The organism is Arthrobacter sp. YN (assembly GCF_002224285.1).
GTDB lineage: Bacteria > Actinomycetota > Actinomycetes > Actinomycetales > Micrococcaceae > Arthrobacter.
In genome coordinates this window covers 2,746,193-2,771,287 of the sequence record NZ_CP022436.1, presented here as the reverse complement: position 1 = coordinate 2,771,287, position 25,095 = coordinate 2,746,193, and the positions used below count along the sequence as shown (strand labels likewise).

Here is a 25,095-nt window from a genome sequence, read left to right as displayed (position 1 = left end):
TTGAAAGCGCGGTTCTTATCAGGTACTGCGTGACGTTCACTAATAGGCGCCGGATGGCCGGATCATTGCCCGGAAGGTCCGCCACATGATCATGAGGTCCCCCGCTATTGACCAGTTCTCCACGTAGTAGAGATCCAGCCGGACTGCCTCGTCCCACGGAAGATCCGAGCGTCCGTTGATTTGCCACAACCCCGTGATTCCGGGTTTGATCAACAGCCGGCGGTGAGTGTGGCGCTCGTAGCCGCTGACTTCCCGTGACAGTGGCGGCCTTGGCCCCACAAGGCTCATGCTTCCCACCAGGACATTCCAGAACTGCGGCAGCTCGTCCAGGGAGTACTTGCGCATCCACCGGCCGCACCGGGTAACGCGGGGATCTCCGCGGATCTTGAACAGGACGCCGGCGCCCTCGTCCTGGCTGCTCAGGGCTTCCAGGTGTGCTTCGGCATCCACCACCATGGAACGGAACTTCAGCATCTGGAAGGTAGTGCCCCGCTTTCCGATCCTTTCCTGCTTGAACAGGACAGGCCCGGGGCTGTCGGCCCGGACGATCGCGGCCAGCAGGAGAAGGGCGGGGGCCAGGACGAGCAAAGCCGCTGCAGAGACTGTGATGTCCATCAACCGCTTGAGCGTGTGCTTGCCGCCGGAGTAGTGCGGAATGTCAACGTGCATCAAAGGGAGGCCCTCAACGGGCCGCCAATGGATGCGCGGACCTGCCACGTTGGTCAAGGTCGCGGCCAGAACCAACTCAGCGGCATTTTCCTCCAGCCGCCATCCAAGTTCCTGGATGAACTGGTTTCCACCAGGAACCGGGCCTGCCACGATCACCGCGTTGGCGCCGGTCTGCCGGACAGTATGCGCCACACCGTAGATGGAGGACAGGACCGGTACGCGCAGGTGGTCCACGGCCAGGACAGTACCGCGGCGGGCACCTGGGAGGCAGGCGCCCAGGATGTCGTAGGCGGCACCGGACTTTCGGTTGATCTGTTTGATGACGTACCTGACGTCCTGGGGTTCGCCCACAACGATCGCGCGGGAAAGGCAGCGGCCCCTGGACTTTTCGTGGCTCAACCATCGGCGGAAGCCCCATCTGCTTCCGGTCAGGGCCACCAGGCCCAGCGGCAAGGAGACAAGGACAAAGGAACTGACAGCCTCCAGACGGAAGACCACCGCAACGATGCCCAGGAATCCGAAAACACGGAAGCTGGCAGAAAGTACCCGTTTGTACTCCTCCGGGCCTACTCCGAGGACTTTGGGATCGCGGGTCCTGTACACCTCCAGGGCCGCCAACCAGACCACTCCGAGGATCAACCCCATGGACAGGTGCTGGGCCTGTGCCGGGCTTCCGGGTGATACGCCCATTCCATCGGGGCTCAGCGCTGTACCGGCCAGGACAGCTCCGGCAACCAATGCAGTGTCAGCCAGCCGGAGGCTGGTGGTCAGGAAGCGCGTCCACGTCAAACGGTCTTTGAGCGGTGCCGTGATCCGTGCGTGGCGGTGGGTGACTGGCGGCGTCACGGGGTCCAGGGTGACATCCGACCTCAGCGCCGCCAGTCCCGCCTTTTCAGTCCGCTGTGCAGCAGCGGGCTTGCCAATCCAGGGAGACGCCGGCGGATTGACGTTGGCGGCGGCAGAGCCGGTTCGGAAGGCTGACCCCGCGGAGGCATGAGCCGCACCCTGGGGTGCCGCTGCCTTGCCTGATCGCAAGACTGGAACTCTCACCATGTCAGCCCTCTTTGCAGACCTGCCGTTGCCTACCTCCCAGTGAAGCCGCGGCGCTCCGAAGGCGCACCAGTAGTCGATACTCAACTTTGCGCAGGATTACCTATAACCCCTACGTGCAAGTACCTAGCCGGGGGTGCCGGGACTACGTGCCCTGACTGCAGAAAACCCCGTGAATCCGGGCGTAAAGGGCTACAAACATGACGACAAGGCACAAAAAACCGGCCGCCCCATGGCGGCCGGTTTGTGAGGTGCCTAGTCCTCGACGATTTCGAGGTCTTCGTCGAGCACCTCGTCGTCTTCGTCTTCCTCATCATCGAACACCTGGAGCGGAGTAACCTCGGAATACGCCTCGTAGAGTGCGTCCTCATACACTTCGAAAGCGTCGGCAACAGCGAAGAACGCGGCCTCGACGGTGGGGTCTCCCTCACCGCGGCGGGCGGAGGCCGCAGCCAGGTGCTCTTCAAGGGCGGCGGTCAATGATTGAAGCGCGACACGCGGATCGATGCTCATGCCTTCACGTTAGCCGGAAAAGGACGAAAATGGAGAGGGATGAGAGAACAATTTCCGGGTAGCTCCGTAGAGCGCCAACGAGACTATGCACGTCAGTACGAGTACCTCGTCCTGACGGTGGGACCTGACGATTCTCTGCCCGACGCCCGGCGCCGGCTCGCGGAGCATTCCGAATACGGCAAGTGGGAGCTCGAACGCAGCGTGCTCTACCTTGGGGGTGGTCGCCGTTTTTGGCTGCGCCGCAAAGTGTATTCGGTGCAGCGGACCGTCTAGGCTCCTAATTGTCCAGCGGTCCCAACCAGGCGTTGGCCACCGTGTTGTGCGCAGATTCGTCGTTGGACGGGTGGAAGATTCCCGCCAGGACGTCCCGGTAGAGGCGCTCCATCTCAGAGCCTCTGAAATAACTGGAGCCTCCCGTGACCCGAATGGCTAGATCCACCACGTAGCGCGCGTTTTCCGTCGCCCTGGATTTGAGTCCCACGAGACGGGGGAACCACTGGGCTCCGTGGTCCACCAGGTTGTCAACGTCCCGGGCAACGCTGGATATTTGTGGCGCAATGCCATCCATGGCCAGTGCGGCGTCGGCCACCTTCCACCGGATATCAGGGTCCTGGGCGAAGCTGCGCCCACCGTGCTTGGCCGACACCCGGCGTTTGACGTTCTCTACTCCCAGAGTGAAAGCACGCTGGGCCACCCCCGTATAGACCGCGGCGAGAAGCGTTTCGAAGCACGCGAAAATGGCGAAGATCAGAAGGTCCTTGTTGGGTCCTACCGGGAGCTTGCGGAAGATCCGCTCAGCCGGGACCACCGCGCCATGCAGGAGCGTGGTGTTTGAAGCGCTGGCCCGCATGCCCAGTGTGTCCCAGTCGCTGAGGGTTTCGTGTCCGGGCTCGTCGCGGCGCAGAAAACCGAAAACCAGTTCCCCCTCACCGGCCCTGGCGTCGGAGTCTTTTCCGAAAGTGCCCAGCCGGGTCCAGCCCCGGGAAAGGCTGGTGAAGATCTTCCGGCCGGTGAACTTGTAACTTCCATCGGGCAGCGGCTCGGCAACGGTGCCCGAGTCGAACAACATGGAGTCGTTGCCCGCTTCGGAAATACCGAAAGCAAAAACTTCCCCCTGCCCCGCTTCCTTGAGGACGAAGTCCAACGAGTTGTCGCCGCGGGCAGCCATGACCTGCGCGACGCCGGTCCACACCAGGTGCATGTTGACGGCCAGCGCTGTGGCAGGGGCCGCCGTGGCGAGCCGTTGCTGCAAGGCAGCTACCGCTTCAAGACCGAGCCCGAATCCGCCGTCGGACTCCGGTACGAAAAGCTTCAAGTAGCCGGCCGCGGCCAGCTCCTCCAGGTCCTCATGGAAGAACCCGTTGTTTTGGTCGTAGCCGGCAGCGCGGCCGCGCAGCCGCTCAAGCAGGGCGTCGGGGAGGATTTCCTCGGGAGCCATGACCAGGCCCCTTTCTCGTTGAGTACGGTCTAGTAGTTGCTCAGCAGCCTGTTCAGGACGCGGGCGCCGAATTGGAGGGACTCAGCCGGGACGCGCTCATCGACGCCGTGGAACATGCCGGTGAAGTCAAGTTCGTCAGGAAGCATCAACGGTGCGAAACCGTACCCGGTGATGCCGATCTTGCTCAAGGACTTGTTGTCTGTTCCGCCGGAGAGCGTGTAGGGAAGCACCTTGGCGCCGGGATCCTCGGAATGCAGGGCGTCGATCATGGAATCCACCAGGTTGCCGGCAAACGGCACTTCCAGTGACACATCCTTGTTGACGTAGCTGATGTCGATGCCCTCGCCCGCAAGCTCCTTGATGGTCTCGAACACCAGTTCCTGCTGGCCGGGCAACGTCCGGCAGTCCACGAATGCCTCGGCCGACTCCGGGATGACGTTGTGCTTGTATCCCGAACGCAGCAGCGTGGGGTTGGAGGTGTTCTGCAGCGTCGCCCCCACAAAGCGCGCTACTGTGCCCAGTTCCTTCAGGATGATGTCCGGGTTGTCGGCATCGAACTCGACGCCGGTCAGTTCGGTGACACCGTCCAGGAACTGGCGGGTGGTAGGGGTCAGCTCCACCGGCCATGTGTATTCGCCGATCCTGGTGACGGCGGCGGCCAAACGGGTAACGGCATTATCGGTGTTGATCTGCGATCCGTGGCCCGCGCGGCCATGTGCCACCAGCCGGAGCCAGGAGAGGCCCTTCTCGGCTGTCTGGAGCAGGTAGGTCCGCTGGCCGCCGATGGTGGCGGAGAAGCCACCCACTTCGGAGATTGCCTCGGTGGCGCCATCAAAAAGCTCGCGCCGGTGTTCGATCGCATAGCGGGCGCCGTAGGTGCCGCCGGCTTCCTCATCGGCGAAGAACGCGAAAATGATGTCGCGCTTGGGTTTGCGGCCGGTCCTGGCGAAGTCGCGCATGACCGAAAGGATCATGGCGTCCATGTCCTTCATATCCACGGCGCCACGGCCCCACACCAGCCCGTCTTTCAACTCGCCGCTGAACGGATCAACGCTCCACTGGTCCTTCAGGGCAGGAACGACATCCAGATGTCCATGAACCACCAAGGCGTCGGCAGACGGGTCCTCGCCCGCCATCCGGGTTACGACGTTGGCGCGGCCGGGGGCGGACTCGAAGATCTCTGCCTCGAGCCCGACTTCAGTAATGAGGCCGGCCGTGTATTCGGCAGCCGCGCGCTCCCCCGGTCCGGTGTCGTCGCCGAAGTTGGAGGAGTCAATACGGATCAGCTCCTGGCAGATCCGGACAACTTCATCTTCGGGGCGGATGACAGACATGGAAACTCTCCTTGCGTGGCTGGGCTGCAGGTTTCGGCGAAGTGCACTGCGGCTTCCGCAACGTGAACGTCCCCTATCCCCTCAGCCTACTCACCGGACGCGGCCCCCGTCAGGAATGCATGGCGCCGAAAGTCTCCGGGTGTCCCTCCGTGCTTGCCTGACCAGTGCCGATTTTTTCGCCACCGGAAACCGTGTTAGAGTTTTTCTCGCTGCTTCGGAGGAAAGTGAAGCACCGGAAGGTGCAAAACGGCTCCACCGAACACCACCTGCGCGGGTGGCGGAATGGCAGACGCGCTAGCTTGAGGTGCTAGTCCTCGAAAGGGGGTGGGGGTTCAAGTCCCCCTCCGCGCACAATCGCAAGGCCTGGAATCCACGGATTCCGGGCCTTGTTTTGTTTGCGTCCCTAGTTGTGCTGCCCTGGTGCCGCATAATCCGCCCCTGCGGTTCCAGGGCAGCAGATACGGATTAACGACGACGGCGGTCACCTCATGGTGACCGCCGCTCTTCGGTTTATCGACGGGGCCTTACTCAGCCCAACGCAGCCACAGCGCCAGTGAAATGACGCCGGCCGCTGCGGGCATTCCACGCTGCATAATCCGAACGTTCCCAACTCCCTGAACCCGAATGAACCGTGGAAATATCCACGGCGACCCGGGCAGGGAGGAACACCGGAGCCTCAAAGGCAACGTCCCAAGTAAACGAGTCGGCTTTGACGGCCCCCACGTCAGCCAGCGCGCGGGAGGCAAGGTACATTCCGTGGGCAATGGACCCACGCAAGCCCAGTGCCTTGGCAGAAAGGACGCTGAGGTGGATCGGGTTGAAGTCGCCGGAGACCGTTGCGTAGCTTCGCCCGGTGTCCAAGCCGAGTTGCCACAGCGCGGTGGGGTTCGGAGGAGAAAAGTCGCTGGGTGCTGATGCTCCGTTCGCGCTTCCGGGTTTGTCGATGCCCGGCAGGAAGATGCCCTTGGCCAAGTACGTGGAGACGCCCCGCCAGAGCAGTTCGTCACTGGAAGCCGAACGGACCTCCGCCACAACATCCACTTGGGTTCCGGCTTTGTGGCCCGCGATGTTCTCAGCCCAGGACCGGATGTCCAAGGCCTCGGAGAAGGCAATGGGAACCCGTTGCTCCACATGGTTCTTCAGGTGGATCATGCCCAGGAGCGGCAACGGGAAATCATCCCGGTTCATGACGCTCAAGGACACCGGGAACGCCAATGCATGGACATATCCGGCCGGCAAGGTGTCGCTGGCCGTCTCCCCCACCAAGTGTTGGTACGCGGTCAGGTTTCCCACGTCTGCCTTGACGTTCCTCACTTCGTGGCTGACTGAGGGCAAGGTGTGCTGGCCTGTTGCCGCGCCCAACACCCGGCGGCGGGCAGCCGTTGTTGCCGCGTTGACGTAGAGCTTGGAAAGTGAGGGCAGCTCTCCGAGGATCACTGGCTGGGGGTTGGTCATGCTCCCACCAATTGCTGACCGCAGACCCGCAGGACCTGGCCGGAAATTCCACCAGCGGCGTCACTGGCCAGGAAGGAAATGGTCTCGGCAACGTCCCGGGGCTGTCCGCCCTGCTTGAGCGAGTTGAGCCTGCGGGCAGCCTCGCGGATGGCAAAGGGCATCCGGGCAGTCATTTCGGTTTCAATGAACCCAGGGGCCACTGCGTTGATGGTTCCATCGAAGGGTTCCATCAGCAGGGCCGTGGCCCTCACCATGCCGATCACGCCGCCCTTGGAGGCGCCGTAATTGGTTTGTCCCCTGTTGCCTGCGATGCCACTGGTGGAAGCCACCGACACGATGCGCGGTGCGTCCTTAAAGTGTTCGGACGCCAGAAGGACCTCGTTGATGCTCAGTTGGGCTGCGATGTTGACGGCGATCACCGACTGCCAACGGCTTTCGTCCATGTTCGCCAGCAGCCTGTCGCGGGTGATTCCGGCGTTGTGGACCACGATGTCGAGCCGGCCGTGGCGTTCCACTGCGTGCTCGATGATCCGGTGACCGGCGTCGTCACGACTGATATCGAGCTGAAGAGCGGTGCCCCGTACCTCGTTGGCCACGGCAGCCAGGTGATCCCCGGCCGCTGGGATGTCCACTGCAACCACTGTGGCGCCGTCGCGGTGCAGCGTCCGGGCAATGGCAGCACCAATACCCCGGGCCGCCCCGGTGACTACTGCGACCTTGCCGGCCAGCGGTTTGTCCGGGTCGCTGGGCAAGCTGCCCGACGTCGAGCTGACCGTCAGGAACTGTCCGTCCACGTAGGCAGAACGCCCGGAGAGGAAGAACCTGAGTGCGCCCAATGCCGAGGGGCTGGTGGTGGCGAGGTCGTCGTCGAGCAGTATGCCGTTGGCGGTGGAGCCTGCACGGAGTTCCTTGGCCAGGGACCGCACCAACCCGTCAATCCCCTGGCGCGCTGCAGCCCCGGCAGGGTTTTGGGCTGACTGGGATGTCCGGGAGATAGTGACTACCCGTGCGTTGGTGCCAAGATCGCGGAGCGACGTGCCTGCGGTCAGTACGGGCTTGGCGAGGTCTTCGGGGTGCTGGATAGCATCGAGGACCACAATGATGGCGCCCAGTTTTTCCTTGGGCAATGCGTTCCGACGGACGTCAAGCCCCCATCCGAGGAGTGTGGTGGCAATATCATCCGCACCTGGACTGTCTCCGTTGACCAGGACCGGGCCGGTGACCAGCGGGCTGCCGGGTTGGTAGCGGCGTAGCTCCACCGGCTGCGGCAGTCCGAGCCGTTTGGCGACGTCCCTTCCCAGTCCGTGGCTCACCAGTTGTGTGTATTTGTCCGTCATGGAGTTCCCCCTATGCTGCTTCCAGAAGGGCAACGACGCCCTGGCCGCCTGCGGCGCAAACGGAGATCAGGCCGCGGGCCGGACGCCCGTCCACGGAGCCCTTCTCATGCAGCATTTTCGCAAGGGATGCCACAATCCTGCCACCGGTAGCGGCGAACGGGTGCCCGGCAGCCAACGATGATCCGTTGACGTTGAGCTTGGCCCGGTCTACCTTTCCGAGCGCTCCATCGAGTCCAAGCCTGGTACGGCCAAAGTCTTCGTCCTCCCAGGCAGCGAGTGTGCTCAGGACCGTGCCGGCGAATGCTTCGTGGATTTCGAAGAAATCGATGTCCTCGAACGTCAAACCGTGACGGGCCAGCAGGCGCGGGACCGCGAAAACGGGCGCCATGAGGAGACCGTCCTTGCCGTGCACGAAGTCCACTGCCGCGGCTTCGCCGTCCAGGACCGTCGCGAGCTTGGGCAGGCCGTGGGCGTCAGCCCACTCACCCGTTGCGAGCAGCACGGTGGATGCGCCGTCAGTGAGCGGTGTCGAGTTGCCCGCCGTCATGGTCGCTTCCGCGCCGAGGTTCTTGCCGAAGACCGGCTTCAGTGATCCGAGTTTCTCCAAGGTGGTATCCGCGCGCAGATTGGAGTCGCGGTTGAGACCGCGGTACGGAGTGATGAGGTCATCGAAGAAGCCGCGATCATAAGCTGCAGAGAGATTGCGGTGGCTGTTGAAGGCAAGTTCATCCTGGGCCTCGCGGGTGATCTTCCACTGCGCCGTGGTGAGTGCCTGGTGCTCCCCCATGGACAGGCCGGTGCGTGGCTCACCCGTGTTCGGTGCGTCCGGGGCCAGGTCCTTGGGGCGGATGCGGCCGATGATCTTAAGCTTCTGGACAGGGGTTTTGGCGCGGTTGAGGTCCAGCAGGATCTCACGCAGTCCCTCGCTCACGGCAATGGGGGCGTCGGATGCCGAATCCACTCCGCCGGCAATGGCTGACTCGATTTGCCCCAGCTTGATCTTGTTGGACAAACCGATCACTGTTTCGAGCCCGGTTGCGCATGCTTGCTGCAGATCATATGCGGGGGTTTCCGGTGACAGCGCTGAGCCGAGGACGGCTTCCCGGGTGAGGTTGAAATCCCTCGAATGCTTGAGCACGGCTCCGGCCGCTACCTCGCCAATGCGTTCGTCCTGCAGCCCGAACCTAGCGATCAAGCCTTCCAGCGCCGCGGTGAGCATGTCCTGGTTGGAGGACTTGACGTACGCGCCTCCGGTGCGGGCAAAGGGGATGCGGTTGCCGCCCACGATGACCGCCTTGCGTGGTGCTTGGGGGGTGGAACCCGGTTCGTGGGTCCCACCTGTGGTGACGTCTGCTGCAGCCATGCTGGTCTCCTTCGATCAATGCCAGTTACTGATACCCAGCGTACCTGATACGCTGGGTATCGTGAACAGTCGCCACGAAGAATTCGCCAGTGCCGCAGCGGATGCGCAGAATACCGCCGTCGACGGCCGGGCTGCCCGTTGGCAGTCCCACCGCGAGGAGCGGCGTGGCGAGCTCATCCGGCAAGCGCGCAAGGCCGTTCACAGGCTCGGTAGTGACGCGTCCATGGAGGACATAGCGGGAGCCGCCGGTACGTCGAAGTCTGTCTTCTACCGCTATTTCGGTGACAAAGCCGGACTTCAGCAAGCCATGGGCGAGGTAGTGCTGGGGCAGATGCAGCGCCGCATGCAGGAAGCCGCCCAGCTGGCCCAGACTCCCCGCGAAGGGTTGTTCGCCATGGTCTCCGCCTACCTGCAGATGGCCGAATCCAGCCCCCACGTGTATGCGTTCATTACCCGGCTCACGCCCGGCGAAGCGTCAGCGCAGGACGCCATTGCCGCGTCCGGAGCGCTGGGAAACTTCTTTGAGCAAATCACCGAAATGATCGCCACCCCCATGCGGGAGTACCTGGGCGAAGAGAAGGAAGCGGTGCTTGTGTATTGGCCCACCGCCGCCATCGGCCTCGTCAGGAACGCCGGAGAGATGTGGCTGGGGAGCCCGGCAGGCGGCGCCAAGCCGGACCAGGAAACCATGGCAGCTCAAATTACCGACTGGCTGTGCCTCGGCATTGCTCCAGCGCTCAAGACATCCACCTGACACCAGCAATGACTCATCAGTTGTCGGAACCAAAGAAGGAAGCAACATGACTGAAGTAGTGGACCGGACCACATCCGCCCAGCACCCCACAGGCAGCAAGGATGCCGCCACTGGCGCCGAGCCTGCGGTGGACGTCGCCGCGCTTGGAGAGCAACTCCTCGGCAAGTGGGCGCACATCCGCCACGAGGCCCGCAAGGTGGCAGGCAATCCAGTGGTACAAAAGATCGAAGGGTTGCACCATACCGAGCATCGCGCCCGCGTGTTCGAACAATTGAAGTTCCTGGTGGACAACAACACCGTCCATCGTGCCTTCCCCACCCGCTTGGGTGGCTCCGACGATCACGGCGGCAACATCGCCGGATTCGAAGAGATCGTCACCGCCGATCCGTCACTTCAGATCAAGGCCGGCGTCCAGTGGGGCCTGTTCGGCTCTGCCGTGATGCACCTCGGCACGGTGGAACATCAGGACAAGTGGCTCCCCGGCATCATGAGCCTGGAGATTCCCGGCTGCTTCGCCATGACGGAAACCGGCCACGGCTCAGACGTTGCCAGCATCGCCACCACGGCGACGTATGACGAAACCAGCCAGGAATTCGTCATCAATACACCTTTCCGGGCAGCGTGGAAGGACTACATCGGCAATGCTGCCAACGACGGCCTCGCCGCTGTGGTGTTCGCCCAACTGATCACCAGGAACGTCAATCACGGCGTCCATGCTTTCTACGTGGAACTCCGGGATCCAGCCACCAAGGAGTTCCTTCCGGGCATCGGCGGCGAAGACGACGGCATTAAGGGCGGTCTCAACGGCATCGACAACGGCCGGTTGCACTTCACCGATGTACGGATCCCGCGCACCAACCTGCTGAACCGCTACGGCGATGTGGCTGTGGACGGCACCTATTCCTCCAGCATCGAGAGCCCGGGGCGCCGTTTCTTCACTATGCTGGGCACCCTCGTCCAAGGACGTGTTTCCCTGGATGGAGCAGCGGTTGCTGCCAGCAAGGTGGCATTGAAGACTGCCATCCAGTACGCCACTGAACGCCGTCAGTTCAACGCCTCCTCGGCAACCGATGAGGAAGTCCTCCTGGACTACCAGCGACACCAGCGCCGGCTGTTCACCCGGCTGGCCACTACTTATGCGGCCAGCTTCGCGCATGAGCAACTCCTGCAGAAATTCGACGACGTCTTCTCCGGCGCACACGACACCGACGCCGACCGCCAGGACCTGGAAACGTTGGCCGCCGCACTCAAGCCGCTGAGCACGTGGCATGCCCTGGACACGCTGCAGGAATGCCGCGAAGCCTGCGGTGGCGCCGGATTCCTGATCGAAAACCGCTTTGCTTCCCTCCGCGCAGACCTTGACGTGTACGTCACCTTCGAAGGCGACAACACTGTGCTGCTGCAGTTGGTGGCCAAGCGGCTCCTGGCCGACTACGCCAAGGAATTCCGCAGCGCTGATTTTGGTGTCCTTGCCCGCTACGTGGTGGACCAGGCTGCCGGTGTGGCCCTCCACCGGACGGGCCTTCGCCAGGTAGCCCAGTTTGTGGCCGATACCGGATCGGTCCAGAAGGCGGCTTTGGCTTTGCGGGACGAGGAAGGCCAGCGCACCCTCCTGGCTGACCGCGTGCAGTCCATGGTCGCCGAGGTCGGTTCTGCACTGAAGGGAGCCAATAAACTCCCCCAGCACCAGGCCGCAGCCCTGTTCAACCAGCACCAACACGAACTCATTGAAGCGGCCCTGGCACACGCTGAACTGCTCCAGTGGGAAGCCTTCACCGAAGCCCTGACCCACGTCACGGATGAAGGAACCAAGCGCGTGCTGACCTGGTTGCGCGATCTGTTCGGGCTGTCCCTGATTGAGAAGCACCTTTCGTGGTACTTGATGAACGGCAGGCTCTCGATGCAGCGTGGCCGTACGGTGGGCACGTACATCAACCGGTTGCTCGTCAAGATCCGCCCGCACGCTGTGGACCTCGTTGATGCTTTCGGCTACGGTCCTGAGCACCTGCGGGCCTCGATTGCAACCGGCGCGGAATCCACCCGCCAGGACGAGGCACGGAAGCATTTCCGTGAGCAGCGGGCCAGCGGCAGTGCCCCCGCCGACGAGAAAACCCTTCTTGCCCTGAAAGCGTCCAAAACCCGCTAGCAGAGCCAAGCAGCCACGCGGTTAACACTTGCGGAACTGTTGAAAAGCACGACGGCGCCGTCCCCACCAAAGGGGGCGGCGCCGTCGTGCTTTCCATCTTCTGCTGTTGGAGCGCTGCTGGTTTAGCGCAGGACCGACCGGTAGACCTCAAGCGTCGTTTCAGTGATGGATTCCCAGGAGAAGTGCTCTTCCGCGCGGCGACGCCCCGCAATGCCCATTTCACGTGCACGTGCAGGATCTGCCACCACCTCGTTCAAGGCAGCCGCGAAGTCGCTGACGAATTTCTCCGGGTCCAGCGGCGTCCCGGTTCCATCGGTGACTTGCTCCAACTGCACCAGCAGCCCGGTTTCGCCGTGCTGGACCACCTCCGGAATGCCGCCCGTGGCACTGGCCACTACCGCCGCACCGCATGCCATGGCTTCGAGGTTCACGATGCCCAGGGGCTCGTAGATCGACGGGCAGGCGAACGCCGTGGCATGGCTGAGCACCTGGATGAGTTCCTTCCGGGGCAGCATCCGCTCGATAAGGACGACCCCTTGGCGCTTGGTCTGCAGTTCCTCGATGAGGCGTGCAGTTTCGGCGGCAAGCTCGGGAGTGTCGGCGGCTCCGAGGCACAGCACCAACTGGACGTCGTCAGGAAGGCTGGACGCCGCGCGAAGCAGGTACGGCACCCCCTTCTGGCGGGTGTTTCGCCCCACGAAGACCACGCTGGGCTTGGCGGGATCGATGCCCAGCGCGCGGATGGCGTCATCCTCTTCATCACGTTCCCAGAGGGAAACATCGATGCCGTTGTGGACGACGCGGACCTTATCCGGATCCACGTCGGGGTAGCTGCGCAGGATGTCCTGGCGCATGCCGTCGGAGACTGCGATGATCGCGGCCGCTGCCTCATAGGCCGTTTTCTCCACCCAGGAGGACAACGCGTAGCCGCCCCCCAGCTGCTCAGCCTTCCACGGGCGCAGGGGCTCGAGGCTGTGGGCGCTGAGCACGTGGGGAATTCCGTGCAGCAGCGAGGCCAGGTGGCCCGCCATGTTGGCATACCAGGTGTGCGAGTGGACCACGTCCGCTCCCGCAATGTCCGGAACGATCCTCAGGTCCACGCCCAGGGTTTGGAGGGCGGCGTTGGCATCGCCGAGGTCTTCAGGCGTGGCGTACGACGCCACCGAAGCCCCGTGGTAGTCGGCTTCACGCGGCGCGCCGAAGGCCCGGACGTGAAGGTCGACGTGCTTTGCCAGCACCCGGCTGAGCTCGGCAACGTGGACACCGGCACCGCCATAAATTTCCGGAGGGAATTCTTTAGTCACAATGTCTATTCGCACGCTAACCAACGTAGTCGTTCCGGCGTATGTGTTCTAGTGTGAAAGAGTCCGGAAAATCGGACTTTTGGGGGATACGAAGACGTACGGGGAGCTGTGACCATGGCGTTGAAGAAAGTTCTGGCAATCGTATTGGCAGGCGGAGAAGGCAACCGACTCATGCCGCTGACGGCGGATCGGGCCAAGCCCGCGGTTCCGTTCGCAGGCGGCTACAGGTTAATTGACTTTGCACTATCCAATCTCGTTAATTCGGGATATTTGAAAATCGTCGTACTGACGCAGTACAAATCGCACAGCCTTGACAGGCACATCTCGGAGACTTGGCGTATGTCTACGCAACTGGGCCGGTATGTAGCATCTGTGCCCGCGCAGCAACGCGTGGGCAAGAGCTGGTTCCTTGGCAGTGCCAACGCAATCTACCAATCGCTGAACCTCATCCATGACGACGCCCCGGACATCGTGGTTGTGGTCGGCGCTGACCACGTATACCGCATGGACTTCTCCCAAATGGTGGAGCAGCACATTGCCAGTGGCGCGAAAGCGACGGTTGCTGCAGTGCGGCAGCCCCTGAACATGGCCAACCAGTTCGGCGTGATCGAGGTAGACCAGAACGATCCCCAGAAAATCGCCGCGTTCGTGGAAAAGCCGGCCAGCACCCCCGGGCTGGCAGCAGATCCCACGCAGTTCCTTGCGTCCATGGGCAACTACGTCTTCAACGCGGACGCCCTCGTTGAAGCACTTCATGTGGATGCAGAACGACTCGATACCAAGCACGACATGGGCGGGGACATCATTCCGTATTTCGTGGACCAGGGCGAAGCCGGCGTGTACGACTTCACGCTCAATGACATCCCGGGCGCCACGGATCGGGACCGGACTTACTGGCGCGATGTCGGTACCATCGACTCGTTCTATGACGCCCACATGGACCTCATCTCCCCCGTGCCGATCTTCAACCTCTATAACTCCGAGTGGCCGATCTATACCCGCCAGAGCATCTCGCCCCCGGCAAAGTTTGTCCGTGGCGAAAACAACACAGTGGGTACTGCGCTCGATTCCATTGTTGCCAGCGGCGTGGTGGTTTCCGGTGGCATCGTTGAAGGTTCCGTGATTTCCAACGACGCCTATGTGGCTGCCGGCAGCCGTGTCCAGGACTCCGTCCTCATGGACAAGGTCCGGGTAGGCGAAGGTGCCGTGATTAAGCGGGCCATCCTGGACAAGAACGTGAAGGTTCCTGCAGGGGCGGCCATCGGCCTGGACCCCGCCCTGGATAAGGCGCGGGGATACAAGGTGACGGAGTCGGGCATCACGGTGCTGGCAAAGGGCCAGGTTGTGCCCGAGCCCGGCGAGGCCGAGCTCGCGCTGTCCGCGCAACACCGCCGTGGACTGCCGGAGGCTGTCAAGGCCGCCACTCATGATGATCCGGACATCCGCGACTCTGCCGAAAAGGTAGCAGCAGGAATCCAGTCACGTGTCGCGGACGCCGCAGCGCAGGGTGCCTCGCACTAAGCGCTGGGCGCCCGGCTGACGGCGACAGAACCCGAGGCAGGCCACTGGCTCCCAAGGCTGTAAAATCAGGTCAATGAGCTCCACCGATCTGACGCCTGAAGAGATCCAGGCCTGCCTCAAGGTTCTGACCACGATCCACGTCTATGACGAGGAGCACCCGGACTACGTTGCAGTCCGCCGTGCCACCGGCAAGATGTTCAAAGCCGTCAAACGCCACCGCCGGGTCACCAAGCGTGACTCCATCGCCGAGGCTGACCGGGCCGTCATCGCCCTGACGGCCACCGCCGCCCCGGACCGCATTGACGACGAAACCCGCGGCAATAAGCTTGCACCCTCCGCCACCGGCGAGGTGGCCGGCCACCTCATCCGCTCGCGTCCCTGCTACATCTGCAAGAAGCACTACACGCAGGTTGATGCCTTCTACCACCAGCTCTGCCCTGAATGCGCTGCCTTCAGCCACAGCAAGCGCGATGCCCGCACCGACCTCACGGGACGCAGGGCCTTATTGACCGGCGGACGCGCCAAGATCGGCATGTACATCGCGCTGCGCCTGCTCAGGGATGGCGCCCACACCACCATCACCACCCGCTTCCCCAAGGACGCGGCCCGTCGTTTTGCCGCCATGGAAGACAGCAGCGAGTGGCTGCACCGGCTGCGGATCGTGGGCATTGACCTCCGTGACCCGGCACAGGTCATGGCTCTGACGGACTCCCTCAACGAGGCTGGCCCGCTGGACATCATCATCAACAACGCAGCCCAGACCGTTCGGCGCTCCGGCAATGCGTACAAGCCCTTGGTTGACGCAGAGGACGAGCCGTTGCCTGCCGCCCTGGACGCTGCCAACGGTGGCCCCGAGTTGGTCACGTTCGGCCATGCCCATGACAAACACCCCTTGGCCCTGGCCAGCAGCGTTACCGAGCACCCCGTCCTGGCCGGCGATGCGATCACCTCCCTGGCACTCTCCACCGGGTCCGCGTCTCTGGAACGGATCGAGTCGGGAACGGCGATCGATGCCGGCGGCTTGGTCCCGGACCTCGCCTCAATCAACAGCTGGACCCAGGTGGTGGACGAGGTGGATCCCTTGGAGATGCTTGAAGTCCAGCTGTGCAACGTCACGGCACCCTTCCTGCTGGTGAGCCGCCTTCGGGAAGCCATGAAGCGGTCAACGGCCCACAGGAAGTACATCGTCAACGTCTCGGCCATGGAGGGGCAGTTCTCCCGCGCCTACAAGGGCCCCGGACACCCCCACACCAACATGGCCAAGGCCGCCTTGAACATGATGACCCGGACCAGCGCCCAGGAAATGCTGGACTCCGATGGCATCCTTATGACCGCCGTGGATACAGGCTGGATCACCGACGAACGTCCGCATTACACCAAGGTCCGGCTCATGGAAGAAGGCTTCCACGCACCGTTGGATCTGGTGGATGGCGCCGCTAGAGTTTACGACCCCATCGTGATGGGCGAAAAGGGCGAGGACCAGTACGGTGTCTTCCTGAAGGATTACAAGCCCTCGCCCTGGTAGAAAATCCTGGAGTTTTTGTACAGATAAGGCCCTTAAGAGCAGCTCTTAAGGGCCTTATCTGTACAAAAACTCCTACGCGAGGCGCGTGATCTCCACCGAAACGGAGAGTCCCGAGCCGCCGCCACCGGACAGGATGCCCTTCAGCGGGGGAACATCGCGGTAGTCACGGCCCCGCGCCACCGTGACGTGGTAATCGCCTGCCGGCTTGTGGTTGGTGGGGTCCCAACTGCGCCATTCCCCATCCCACCATTCCAGCCACGCATGTGACTGGCCCGCAACGGTTTCGCCAATGTCGGCCGAGGACCTCGGGTGGATGTACCCCGAAACGTAGCGGGCAGGGATGCCGCTGCAGCGCAATGCCCCGATGGCCAAGTGTGCCAGGTCCTGGCACACGCCCTGGCGCTGGGACCACGCCTGTTCGGCATTCGTGGTCACCCCGGTGGTGCCCTTCATATAGGTCATTTCACCGGCCATCCAGGCGAACACCGCCAAGGCTGCCTCGTGGGGATTCTTCCCTTCGACGACACCGGGAACAATGCCCAGGACTTCCTCGCCCGGGCCACTGAGCCTGGACTGGGGCAACCAGTCGCTGAACTCGTCCTGGACCTTGTCCGAAGCAATGACGTCCCACCCGACGATGTCGTCCTCGACTGCCACGCGTTCGGTGCGGTGCACTTCCACGGTGGCCGTGGCGAGGACCTCAAGGCTCTCATGCGGCATTTGCATATCGAATGCCGTGACCCTGGTACCCCAGTAGTCCCGGTAGGTGCTGACGGACGCTTGGTTGGGTGAGACCTTCAGGGAGGACTCGAGGACCACCTGCTGGCCGTCGGTGAGGGGCGTCATCCGGGCCTCGTTGTAGGACAACGTCACGCGGCGGTTGTACTTGTAAGCCGTCTTGTGGACGATGCTCAGCCGGGTCATGAAACTTCTCCCACCCAGGCGTGCTCATCAGCCTGATTGAAGTACTTACGGGAAATCGCATCGGACGCCTGCGTCACGGCCTTCTGCACACGTTCCATGTGCTCGGGCAGCTCGGACATGAGGTCGTCTGTGCGGTGGAACTCGAGGAACGTTCGGGCCTGGCCAACAATGCGCCGGGCATCGTTGATGAAGCCCACACGCTGGGCTGACGGGTCCAGTTTCGCGAGGCAATCATCGGCATCGCGCAGGGCGTAGACGATGGACCGCGGGAACAAGCGGTCCAGCAGCAGGAACTCCGCGGCGTGCTGGTCGCCGAAGGCAGCCCTGCGCGTACGGATGAACGACTCATAGGCGCCGGCGCACCGGAGCATGTTGACCCACGACATTCCTGCAGACTGGACATCGCGCGTTGAGAGCATGCGGGCAGTCATGTCCGCCCGCTCCAGGGAACGGCCCAACACCATGAACAACCAGCTCTCGTCATGGCTGACGGTGGTGTCCGCAAGACCGCGAACCATTGCTGTCCGTTCCAGGACCCAGTTGCAGAAACGGTAGGTTCCCACCACGTCCTTGCGATGCTGGTTGAGGCCGTAATAGGTGGTGTTGAGGCTTTCCCAGAGGGACTGCGAGACAGTTTCCCGGGCACGCCGCGCATTCTCGCGTGCAGCCCCCAGGGAACCGGCAATGGAAGACGCGCTCTGCTTGTCATACGCCAGGGCATGCAGGAGTTCAGGAAGTCCGAAGTCCTCGCTCTGGGGCTTGGCACCCATCACGGCAAGGAGTTCCCGGGCTACGCTCCGCTGCTCCTCGAGGGGCAGGTGGTTCAGTCGTTCGAGGTGAACGTCCAGGATTCTGGACGTGCCATCGGCGCGTTCTACGTAGCGTCCGATCCAAAAGAGAGACTCAGCAATACGGCTCAGCATGGAACTGCCTCCTTCGAGTGGTGCAGGTCGAAGTTCAAGTGGTGGTGGAGCGGGGTCACTGTTGCTGCTCCGTTTGGCGGTCACGCCAATTGCTTTCCACGGGCCACACAGATACCTGTTCACGGACGGTGACGGACTGGCGTGGGATGACCTCGGCGGGGAGCTTCGGCGAGTCGGCCAATACCCAGGTGTCCTTGGAACCGCCGCCCTGGCTGGAGTTCACTATCAAGGAACCTTCCTTGAGTGCCACCCTGGTCAGTCCACCGGGGAGGACCCAGACGTCGTCGCCGTCGTTGACTGCGAAGGGCCGGAGGTCAACGTGGCGGGGTCCGAATTTGTCCCCGGAAAGCGTCGGCACGGTTGACAGCTGCAGGACAGGCTGGGCGATCCATCCGCGGGGATCGGCAATAACCCGCTTGCGCAGGGCATCGAGCTCGTCCTTCGTGGCATCAGGTCCAATGACCAGTCCCTTGCCCCCTGAGCCGTCCACGGGCTTCACCACCAGTTCGTCAAGGCGGTCCAGCACATGCTCCCTGGCTTCCTTTTCCTCAAGCCGGAAAGTGTCAACGTTGGCGATGATCGGCTCTTCGTGAAGGTAGTACCGGATCAAGTCAGGCACGTAACTGTACACGAGCTTGTCATCAGCTACGCCGTTGCCTACGGCGTTGGCTATCGTCACTCCCCCGGCGCGTGCGGCATTGACCAGGCCCGGGCAACCCAGCATGGAATCGGAACGGAATTGGAGCGGATCCAGGAAGTCGTCATCGATGCGCTTGTAGATGACGTCCACGCGCTGTTCGCCCGCAGTGGTCCGCATGTAGACGCGGTTGCCGCGGCAAATGAGGTCGCGGCCTTCCACCAGTTCCACGCCCATGAGGCCGGCAAGGAGCGTGTGCTCAAAGTAGGCGCTGTTGAACACGCCCGGCGTCAGGACAACTACCGTGGGATCGTCCACGCCCGCCGGAGCAGTCTTACGGAGTGCTGAAAGAAGCCGCCGGGGATATTCCTCCACGGGACGGATGTGTTGCTGGCCAAAAGCCTCTGGAAGGCCCTTGGCCATGGCCCGGCGATTCTCCAGAACGTAGCTGACGCCGGAGGGAACACGGACGTTGTCCTCAAGCACCCTGAAGGTCCCGGCAGCGTCACGGACGACGTCGATGCCCGAGACGTGGACACGCACACCGCCGGATGGTTCGAATCCATGGACTGCCCGGTGGAAGTGGGCGCTGGTGGTGACGAGCTGCCGGGGGATCACGCCATCGGTGACTACCGCCATCCGTCCGTAGACGTCGTTGAGGAAAGCCTCCAGTGCTTTGACCCGCTGCGCTACCCCGCGTTCCAGGACATTCCATTCGTCGGCAGGGATAACGCGGGGAACGATGTCCAGCGGGAACGGGCGCTCCTCCCCCGCGTAGTCGAAGGTGACGCCGCGGTCCAGGAACGTGCGCGCCATGGAGTCGGCCCGGGCTGTCACATCGGCCAGGGACAGCTCCCGCAAGGCGCCGGAAACCTGACCGTAGGATTTTCTGGCAACGTGGCCGGGGGCAAACATCTCGTCATAGGCGCCGCTGCGCGCAGCGGCCTCGGAGTAATCCTGGAATAGGTCAGACATGGGAATTAGACAATCACCTTTTTGAGTCGAGCGCATTACGCACTGATTGTGTCGCGGTTTCCGGATGATCCCGGTTCGCCTTTCCGTGCCCCCATCCGGCAGGGTTATGGCATGCCCTTCAACAGTCTTGCGCCCCAGCTGTCCCGGCTGGGGCCCGGGTTGGTCCTGAGCATCGCCGCTACGGGTCTTGCCTTCGCAATCCACGCCGTGTTTCCGGCAGTTCCGGCCATGACGCTCGCTGTTGCCTTGGGCTTGCTCTCAGCAAATATACCGGGGACGGCTGTCCTGACGGCGGGGCGCGCCCGTCCGGGGCTCGACTTCGCGGGGAAACACCTCATGCGTGCAGGCATCGTCCTGCTGGGACTCAAGGTCAGCATGGGCGATGTCCTTGGACTTGGTTGGGTGGCACTGCTGCTGATCGCCGGGGTGGTCCTGGTGAGCTTCGCAGGAACGTATGGCCTGGCCCGCTTGTTGCGTCTCCCTCGCGAGGCGGCGCTGTTGATTGCCACAGGCTTTTCCATCTGTGGTGCTTCGGCGATCGGGGCCATGGCTGCAGTGCGGCGGATCAGGCACCAAGACACTGTCCTGCCAGTAGCGCTGGTAACCCTCTGCGGCACGTTGGCCATTGGCGTGCTTCCACTGCTCATGCACCCCCTGGGCCTCAGCCCTGAGCAGTTCGGTGCATGGACAGGCGCCTCCGTCCATGACGTTGGCCAGGTGGTGGCCACCGCCCAAACCGCCGGGGCCTCGGCGTTGGCGATCGCCGTCGTCGTGAAATTGACCAGGGTTGTCCTGCTGGCGCCGATAGCGGCCACCGCGGGGCTTCATCAGCGGATCCTCCATGTCCGGGAACGCGCCACTGGAGCGGCCGGAATGGAGAGCAGGTTTCCGCCGATTGTCCCTCTGTTCGTGGTGGGCTTCCTCGCGTTGGTGGCCGTACGGTCCTTGGGCTGGGCGCCGCCAGTGGCCTTGGAGATCGCGGCAGCGGTCCAGGACATTCTGCTGGCGACGGCGCTCTTCGGATTGGGCTCGGCCGTGCGCATAAGGACCCTGATCCACACCGGAGGGCGCGCTGTTCTGGTGGCCCTGGGCTCCTGGCTGCTCATCGCATCGCTGGGCCTGGGCGCCGCGTTGATCATGATTAGATAGCTGTGTGTCGAATCACAATCTATCGCGCGATGAAGCCGCTACCCGTTCAGCCCTGATCACCACCCACAGCTACGATGTCACCCTCGATGTCCGCGACGCGGAAGATCCCGCCGTCTCCGGTTACCCGAGTATCAGCACCATCACCTTTTCCGCTGAGCCAGGCTCTGCCACCTTCCTGGATTTCATCCATGGCGGCGTGCAGTCCGTGGTGCTGAACGGCCAGGAATTGGATGTCGGATCGGTGGTGGACCGCGACAGGATCATCCTGGAGGGGCTTGCGGCCGACAACACGGTCACGGTAACCGGGACAGGGCTTTACAGCCGCTCCGGCGAGGGCATGCACCGCTTTGTTGATCCTGCCGATGGCCAGTGCTACCTCTACACCCAGTACGAACCTGCGGACAGCCGCCGCGTCTTCGCCAACTTCGAACAGCCGGACCTCAAAGCCGAGTTTACGTTCCACGTGATCGCTCCGGCAGGCTGGGAAGTCGCGTCCAATGGAGTGGAGGAACTGCGGACACCGGAGGCCGGTGACACCCGCGCCGCGCGCTGGGATTTCGCCACCACCCAACGCATGTCCACGTACATCACCACCGTGCTGGCGGGGCCCTACTTCAAGGCAACGGATCACTGGGGAACAACGCTCGACGACGACACCCGCCTTGACGTGCCGCTGGCACTATTCTGCCGGGCCTCCTTGGCGGACTCCTTCGATGCCGATGAACTGTTCCGGTTGACCAAGAGCGGGCTGGCCTTCTTCAACGACCTGTTCGACTACCCCTACCCGTGGGGTAAGTATGACCAGGCCTTCGTGCCCGAATACAACCTCGGAGCCATGGAAAATCCCGGGCTGGTCACTTTCACGGAAAAGTATGTGTACGCCTCCCGCGCCACCGATGCCCAGTACCAGGCCCGCGCCAACACCTTGATGCACGAGATGGCCCACATGTGGTTCGGCGACCTCGTGACCATGAACTGGTGGGACGACCTCTGGCTCAAGGAGTCGTTCGCCGACTATATGGGGACACTTGGCGTGGACCGTGCCACCGATTGGGACACCGCATGGGTGAACTTCGCCAACAAGCGTAAAGCCTGGGCTTATGTCCAGGACCAACTGCCCACCACGCACCCGATTGTGGCCGACATCCCGGACCTTGAAGCAGCCAAGCAGAACTTTGACGGGATCACCTATGCCAAGGGAGCCTCGGTCCTGAAGCAACTGGTGGCCTACGTTGGCTTTGATGCTTTCATCGCCGGCTCCCGTCAGTACTTCCGGGACCATGCGTTCGGCAATACCTCCCTCCAGGATCTCCTCCGCGCACTCAGTACCGCTTCAGGAAGGGACCTTGGAGACTGGGCCCGTCAATGGCTTCAGACGTCCGGCATCTCCACCATTTCGGCGGAGATCGTGGACGACGGCGGCGTTCTTGGCGCCGTGACGCTCCGGCAGGATGCCATCGACCCCATCACGGGACATCAGGAACTCCGCCCGCACCGGTTGCGGTTGGGTCTGTACGACGCTGATGCTTCGGGCCGGCTCGTCCGGTCCGAAAGCCATGAGGTGGATGTGACAGGGCCCAGCACCTTGGTGCCCGAGCTGAACGGCAAGCGCCGTCCTGCCTTGCTGCTGGTCAACGACGACGACCTGAGCTACGCCAAGGTCCGCCTGGATCCAGGTTCCGAACACACTGTCCGGACGTCGCTCGATAAAATCACCGATCCCATGGCCCGCGCCCTGTGCTGGACCGCATTGTGGGATTCTGCCCGGGACGGTGTGACGCCCGCCGTGCGCTACGTGGCCGCCGTGGAGCAGTTTGCGTCCTCGGAGACCGGCATTGGGGTCCTGTTGAACGTGCTTGGCAATGCCTCCGGCGCCATTGAACGCTATGTTCCGGCGGCAGCCCGTGAAGGGGTACGCAAAGATTTCCTCGCAGTAGTGTCGGCCAGGATGAAGGCAGCGGCCCCCGGCTCCGACCAGCAGCTGGCATGGGCCAGGACCTTGGCTGACGTGTCCCGGCATGGGGACGCTGAACTTCCTTTGCTGCGTGGAATCTTGGAAGGCAGCATTGTCATTGACGGACTTGCGGTCGACGCAGAACTGCGGTGGAGCTTTTGGCAAGCCCTGTCCGCCCAAGGCCAGGCGTCACGTGCCGAATTGGACCGGGAACTGCAGGCCGATAAGACAGCGTCCGGCAGGGAGGGCCATGCCCTGGCTTCGGCCGCCGCGCCGGATGCCTCAGTCAAGGCAGCTGCGTGGGACTCCACGGTTAACAGCACCGGACTGTCCAACGAGATTCTGGGCGCAACAATCACGGGCTTCGCCACGGCTCCGGGGTTCTTGCTGGAGCCGTATGTGGAACGCTACTTCGACTGCCTCGAGCAGGTATGGGCGGAACGCAGCATCGAGATCGCCGGCAGGATTGTGCGCGGTTTGTTCCCGGGCGCCCAGGACCTGACTGAGGGCATGCAGCCCGCCCACCACCCGGTGGTGGTGCGGACAGATGATTGGCTGAAGACGCACGCTGACGCTCCCCGCGCACTGCGCCGGATAGTCGTCGAGCAGCGAAGCCACTTGATGCGGTCACTTACGGCACAAGCCGCCGTGGCGTAGTTCCCGCCGGCAGGCTACGGAACCCGGTTCAACCATTCGTCGGTGCCGAACTTGGCCTCCACGCGTTTCTTCGCCTCACCGAGCTCGGCCTCGGTGAGGCGGGACTCCTCAGCGCCATAGCGTTCCACGAAGACCTCTTGCATGGCCGCGAGGATGGCCGCACGGGCGAGGCCCGTCTGGCGTCGCAGCGGATCAACACGCTTCTTGGCGCTCCGTGTCCCCTTGTCCGAGAGTTTTTCCTTGCCGATGCGGAGAACATCCACCATCTTGTCGGCATCGATGTCGTAGCTCATGGTGACGTGGTGCAGCATGCCACCGTTCGCGAGGCGCTTCTGTGCTGCGCCCCCGATCTTGCCTTGTTCGGTTGCGATGTCATTGAGGGGAACGTAGAAAGCCGTGATACCCAGTTTCTCCAAGGCTGCCATCACCCAGGCATCCAGAAACGCGTAGGAGTCGGCAAAACTGATGCCGTCCACCAAGGTCTGTGGCAGGTAGAGCGAATAGGTGATGCAATTGCCGGCTTCCATGAACATGGCGCCGCCACCGCTGATGCGTCGCACCACCGTGATGCCGTGGCGGGCTACACCCTCCGGGTCCACCTCGTTGCGTACCGACTGGAAGCTGCCGATCACCACGGATGGTTCCTCCCAATCCCAGAAGCGCAGCGTAGGATTGCGCAGTCCTGCACCTACCTCCTCCGTGAGGACCTCGTCCAGGGCGACGTTCACCTGGGTGGGCAGGACGGACGGTGGGATGACTTCCCATTGGTGGTCGGCCCAGCTTGTGGCTTTGGCCAGCGCACGGCGGACGGTGACAGCTACGGCTTCTGTGGAGAACCCGAACAGAACGGTATCCCTGGGCAGCCCCGCGGTGACGGCTGCGGCGATGTCTGCTGCCGTTGAGCTGTCCGGAAGTCCGGTGAGTGCCGTGTTGATGGCCTGCAGGGCCTCGTCCGGTTCCAGGAAGAAGTCACCGCTCAGGGAGACGTTGGCGAACCTTCCTGCCACGACGTCCAGGTCGACCACCACCAGTTTGCCGCCGGGTACTTTATATTCGCCGTGAAGGCGGTTGTCGGCGTCGTTGATGGGGGGTGGCTGCTCAGGGCTGGAAGTCATGCTGTCCATCTTGCCGGAAAACGCAAAAGCCCGCATTGCCGGGGATCCGGCAATGCGGGCTTTGAAAGCCTTGGGGTGAAGTGGGTTACTTCGTGCCGCCGAAGCCCTTGAAGCGGGCGTTGAAGCGCTCGACGCGGCCAGCGGAGTCCATGATGCGCTGCTTGCCCGTGTAGAACGGGTGGGACTCCGAAGAGATTTCGACGTCGATAACCGGGTAGGTGTTTCCGTCTTCCCACTCGATGGTCTTCGAGGAAGACACGGTGGACTTGGTCAGGAACTGCGTACCGGAAGCCAGGTCGTTGAAAACAACAGCTTCGTACTTCGGGTGGATATCAGACTTCATAATGGGACC

The 25,095-nt window shown here is 62.9% G+C and carries 20 protein-coding genes and 1 tRNA gene; 8 read left to right on the top strand and 13 right to left on the bottom strand.

From position 1 onward, the window contains the following. Positions 1-39 precede the first annotated feature (39 nt). On the bottom strand, positions 40-1,722 hold the full coding sequence (locus tag CGK93_RS12505; RefSeq protein ID WP_089595110.1) for a sugar transferase: 1,683 nt from the start codon (positions 1,720-1,722) through the stop codon (positions 40-42). 252 nt (positions 1,723-1,974) lie between these two features. After that, on the bottom strand, positions 1,975-2,232 hold the full coding sequence (locus CGK93_RS12500; RefSeq protein ID WP_089595109.1) for a hypothetical protein: 258 nt from the start codon (positions 2,230-2,232) through the stop codon (positions 1,975-1,977). Positions 2,233-2,271: 39 nt separating this feature from the next. Between CGK93_RS12500 and CGK93_RS12495 the strand changes: the two genes are divergently transcribed. Beyond that, entirely contained in the window at positions 2,272-2,505 is a 234-nt protein-coding gene (locus CGK93_RS12495; RefSeq protein WP_011774832.1) for a DUF5703 family protein, read from the top strand. 4 nt (positions 2,506-2,509) lie between these two features. On the opposite strand, the gene CGK93_RS12490 is transcribed toward CGK93_RS12495, so the two are convergent. Both CGK93_RS12490 and CGK93_RS12485 read right to left on the bottom strand, forming a co-directional pair. Further along, complete coding sequence (locus tag CGK93_RS12490; RefSeq protein WP_089595108.1) at positions 2,510-3,670, bottom strand: acyl-CoA dehydrogenase family protein; 1,161 nt, start codon at positions 3,668-3,670, stop codon at positions 2,510-2,512. 29 nt (positions 3,671-3,699) lie between these two features. After that, a complete protein-coding gene (locus CGK93_RS12485) occupies positions 3,700-5,004 on the bottom strand; it encodes a M20/M25/M40 family metallo-hydrolase (RefSeq protein WP_089595107.1) in 1,305 nt (434 codons plus the stop codon). 268 nt (positions 5,005-5,272) lie between these two features. On the opposite strand from CGK93_RS12485, the gene CGK93_RS12480 reads away from it, so the two are divergent. Then, positions 5,273-5,355: transfer RNA gene (locus CGK93_RS12480), tRNA-Leu, on the top strand. A 177-nt stretch (positions 5,356-5,532) separates the two neighbouring features. Here CGK93_RS12480 and CGK93_RS12475 read toward each other — a convergent pair. Genes CGK93_RS12475 through CGK93_RS12465 form a run of 3 tightly spaced genes read right to left on the bottom strand, consistent with a single transcriptional unit; the run spans position 5,533 to position 9,159 of the window. Next, positions 5,533-6,459 (bottom strand): MaoC/PaaZ C-terminal domain-containing protein, encoded by a 927-nt coding sequence (locus tag CGK93_RS12475; RefSeq protein WP_089595106.1) that lies wholly within the window; start codon positions 6,457-6,459, stop codon positions 5,533-5,535. Beyond that, positions 6,456-7,796 (bottom strand): 3-oxoacyl-ACP reductase, encoded by a 1,341-nt coding sequence (locus CGK93_RS12470; RefSeq protein ID WP_089595105.1) that lies wholly within the window; start codon positions 7,794-7,796, stop codon positions 6,456-6,458. The genes CGK93_RS12475 and CGK93_RS12470 overlap by 4 nt, the downstream gene beginning before the upstream one ends. Positions 7,797-7,806: 10 nt before the next feature. Beyond that, a complete protein-coding gene (locus CGK93_RS12465) occupies positions 7,807-9,159 on the bottom strand; it encodes an acetyl-CoA C-acetyltransferase (RefSeq protein ID WP_089595104.1) in 1,353 nt (450 codons plus the stop codon). On the opposite strand from CGK93_RS12465, the gene CGK93_RS12460 reads away from it, so the two are divergent. Together CGK93_RS12460 and CGK93_RS12455 are read left to right on the top strand one after the other, a co-directional pair. Beyond that, entirely contained in the window at positions 9,158-9,913 is a 756-nt protein-coding gene (locus CGK93_RS12460; RefSeq protein ID WP_232481656.1) for a TetR/AcrR family transcriptional regulator, read from the top strand. The two genes, CGK93_RS12465 and CGK93_RS12460, sit on opposite strands and share 2 nt — an antisense overlap. 46 nt (positions 9,914-9,959) lie before the next feature. Next, positions 9,960-12,059, top strand: a complete 2,100-nt coding sequence (locus CGK93_RS12455; RefSeq protein WP_089595103.1) for an acyl-CoA dehydrogenase family protein — start codon at positions 9,960-9,962, stop codon at positions 12,057-12,059. A gap of 122 nt (positions 12,060-12,181) precedes the next feature. On the opposite strand, the gene glgA is transcribed toward CGK93_RS12455, so the two are convergent. Next, a complete protein-coding gene (gene glgA, locus CGK93_RS12450) occupies positions 12,182-13,378 on the bottom strand; it encodes a glycogen synthase (RefSeq protein ID WP_089595102.1) in 1,197 nt (398 codons plus the stop codon). A gap of 93 nt (positions 13,379-13,471) precedes the next feature. Between glgA and glgC the strand changes: the two genes are divergently transcribed. Next, positions 13,472-14,884, top strand: a complete 1,413-nt coding sequence (gene glgC / locus CGK93_RS12445) for a glucose-1-phosphate adenylyltransferase (protein WP_172322769.1) — start codon at positions 13,472-13,474, stop codon at positions 14,882-14,884. A gap of 73 nt (positions 14,885-14,957) precedes the next feature. Beyond that, positions 14,958-16,409 (top strand): SDR family NAD(P)-dependent oxidoreductase, encoded by a 1,452-nt coding sequence (locus CGK93_RS12440; protein WP_089595101.1) that lies wholly within the window; start codon positions 14,958-14,960, stop codon positions 16,407-16,409. 72 nt (positions 16,410-16,481) lie between these two features. On the opposite strand, the gene CGK93_RS12435 is transcribed toward CGK93_RS12440, so the two are convergent. The 3 genes from CGK93_RS12435 to CGK93_RS12425 are packed head-to-tail and all read right to left on the bottom strand — an operon-like array spanning position 16,482 to position 19,868. Next, positions 16,482-17,333: a transglutaminase family protein gene (locus tag CGK93_RS12435; protein WP_089595100.1), complete on the bottom strand. Its 852-nt coding sequence runs from the start codon at positions 17,331-17,333 to the stop codon at positions 16,482-16,484. Further along, a complete protein-coding gene (locus CGK93_RS12430; RefSeq protein ID WP_089595099.1) occupies positions 17,330-18,256 on the bottom strand; it encodes an alpha-E domain-containing protein in 927 nt (308 codons plus the stop codon). The genes CGK93_RS12435 and CGK93_RS12430 overlap by 4 nt, the downstream gene beginning before the upstream one ends. Positions 18,257-18,311: 55 nt before the next feature. Next, the gene (locus tag CGK93_RS12425; protein WP_089595098.1) at positions 18,312-19,868 is read right to left on the bottom strand and encodes a circularly permuted type 2 ATP-grasp protein; all 1,557 of its coding nucleotides are present in this window, start codon (positions 19,866-19,868) and stop codon (positions 18,312-18,314) included. A gap of 111 nt (positions 19,869-19,979) precedes the next feature. On the opposite strand from CGK93_RS12425, the gene CGK93_RS12420 reads away from it, so the two are divergent. Together CGK93_RS12420 and pepN are read left to right on the top strand one after the other, a co-directional pair. Continuing rightward, positions 19,980-21,017 carry a YeiH family protein gene (locus CGK93_RS12420; RefSeq protein ID WP_089597421.1) on the top strand — a complete coding sequence of 346 codons (1,038 nt, stop codon included), beginning with the start codon at positions 19,980-19,982 and terminating at the stop codon, positions 21,015-21,017. A gap of 4 nt (positions 21,018-21,021) precedes the next feature. Next, positions 21,022-23,628, top strand: a complete 2,607-nt coding sequence (pepN, locus tag CGK93_RS12415; protein ID WP_089595097.1) for an aminopeptidase N — start codon at positions 21,022-21,024, stop codon at positions 23,626-23,628. 14 nt (positions 23,629-23,642) lie between these two features. On the opposite strand, the gene CGK93_RS12410 is transcribed toward pepN, so the two are convergent. Next, positions 23,643-24,752 carry a lipoate--protein ligase family protein gene (locus tag CGK93_RS12410; RefSeq protein ID WP_442856988.1) on the bottom strand — a complete coding sequence of 370 codons (1,110 nt, stop codon included), beginning with the start codon at positions 24,750-24,752 and terminating at the stop codon, positions 23,643-23,645. Between the two features lie 76 nt (positions 24,753-24,828). Beyond that, positions 24,829-25,086: a type B 50S ribosomal protein L31 gene (locus CGK93_RS12405; RefSeq protein ID WP_089595095.1), complete on the bottom strand. Its 258-nt coding sequence runs from the start codon at positions 25,084-25,086 to the stop codon at positions 24,829-24,831. Positions 25,087-25,095 lie beyond the last annotated feature (9 nt).

What these genes read in the sequence shown, in the direction of transcription:
- CGK93_RS12505 (WP_089595110.1), bottom strand. Translation starts at nt 1,722, where the DNA reads ATGGTGAGAGTTCCAGTCTTGCGATCAGGCAAGGCAGCGGCACCCCAG.
- CGK93_RS12500 (WP_089595109.1), bottom strand. Translation starts at nt 2,232, where the DNA reads ATGAGCATCGATCCGCGTGTCGCGCTTCAATCATTGACCGCCGCCCTT.
- CGK93_RS12495 (WP_011774832.1), top strand. Translation starts at nt 2,272, where the DNA reads ATGAGAGAACAATTTCCGGGTAGCTCCGTAGAGCGCCAACGAGACTAT.
- CGK93_RS12490 (WP_089595108.1), bottom strand. Translation starts at nt 3,670, where the DNA reads ATGGCTCCCGAGGAAATCCTCCCCGACGCCCTGCTTGAGCGGCTGCGC.
- CGK93_RS12485 (WP_089595107.1), bottom strand. Translation starts at nt 5,004, where the DNA reads ATGTCTGTCATCCGCCCCGAAGATGAAGTTGTCCGGATCTGCCAGGAG.
- CGK93_RS12475 (WP_089595106.1), bottom strand. Translation starts at nt 6,459, where the DNA reads ATGACCAACCCCCAGCCAGTGATCCTCGGAGAGCTGCCCTCACTTTCC.
- CGK93_RS12470 (WP_089595105.1), bottom strand. Translation starts at nt 7,796, where the DNA reads ATGACGGACAAATACACACAACTGGTGAGCCACGGACTGGGAAGGGAC.
- CGK93_RS12460 (WP_232481656.1), top strand. Translation starts at nt 9,158, where the DNA reads ATGCTGGTCTCCTTCGATCAATGCCAGTTACTGATACCCAGCGTACCT.
- CGK93_RS12465 (WP_089595104.1), bottom strand. Translation starts at nt 9,159, where the DNA reads ATGGCTGCAGCAGACGTCACCACAGGTGGGACCCACGAACCGGGTTCC.
- CGK93_RS12455 (WP_089595103.1), top strand. Translation starts at nt 9,960, where the DNA reads ATGACTGAAGTAGTGGACCGGACCACATCCGCCCAGCACCCCACAGGC.
- CGK93_RS12440 (WP_089595101.1), top strand. Translation starts at nt 14,958, where the DNA reads ATGAGCTCCACCGATCTGACGCCTGAAGAGATCCAGGCCTGCCTCAAG.
- CGK93_RS12435 (WP_089595100.1), bottom strand. Translation starts at nt 17,333, where the DNA reads ATGACCCGGCTGAGCATCGTCCACAAGACGGCTTACAAGTACAACCGC.
- CGK93_RS12430 (WP_089595099.1), bottom strand. Translation starts at nt 18,256, where the DNA reads ATGCTGAGCCGTATTGCTGAGTCTCTCTTTTGGATCGGACGCTACGTA.
- CGK93_RS12425 (WP_089595098.1), bottom strand. Translation starts at nt 19,868, where the DNA reads ATGTCTGACCTATTCCAGGATTACTCCGAGGCCGCTGCGCGCAGCGGC.
- CGK93_RS12420 (WP_089597421.1), top strand. Translation starts at nt 19,980, where the DNA reads ATGCCCTTCAACAGTCTTGCGCCCCAGCTGTCCCGGCTGGGGCCCGGG.
- CGK93_RS12410 (WP_442856988.1), bottom strand. Translation starts at nt 24,752, where the DNA reads ATGGACAGCATGACTTCCAGCCCTGAGCAGCCACCCCCCATCAACGAC.
- CGK93_RS12405 (WP_089595095.1), bottom strand. Translation starts at nt 25,086, where the DNA reads ATGAAGTCTGATATCCACCCGAAGTACGAAGCTGTTGTTTTCAACGAC.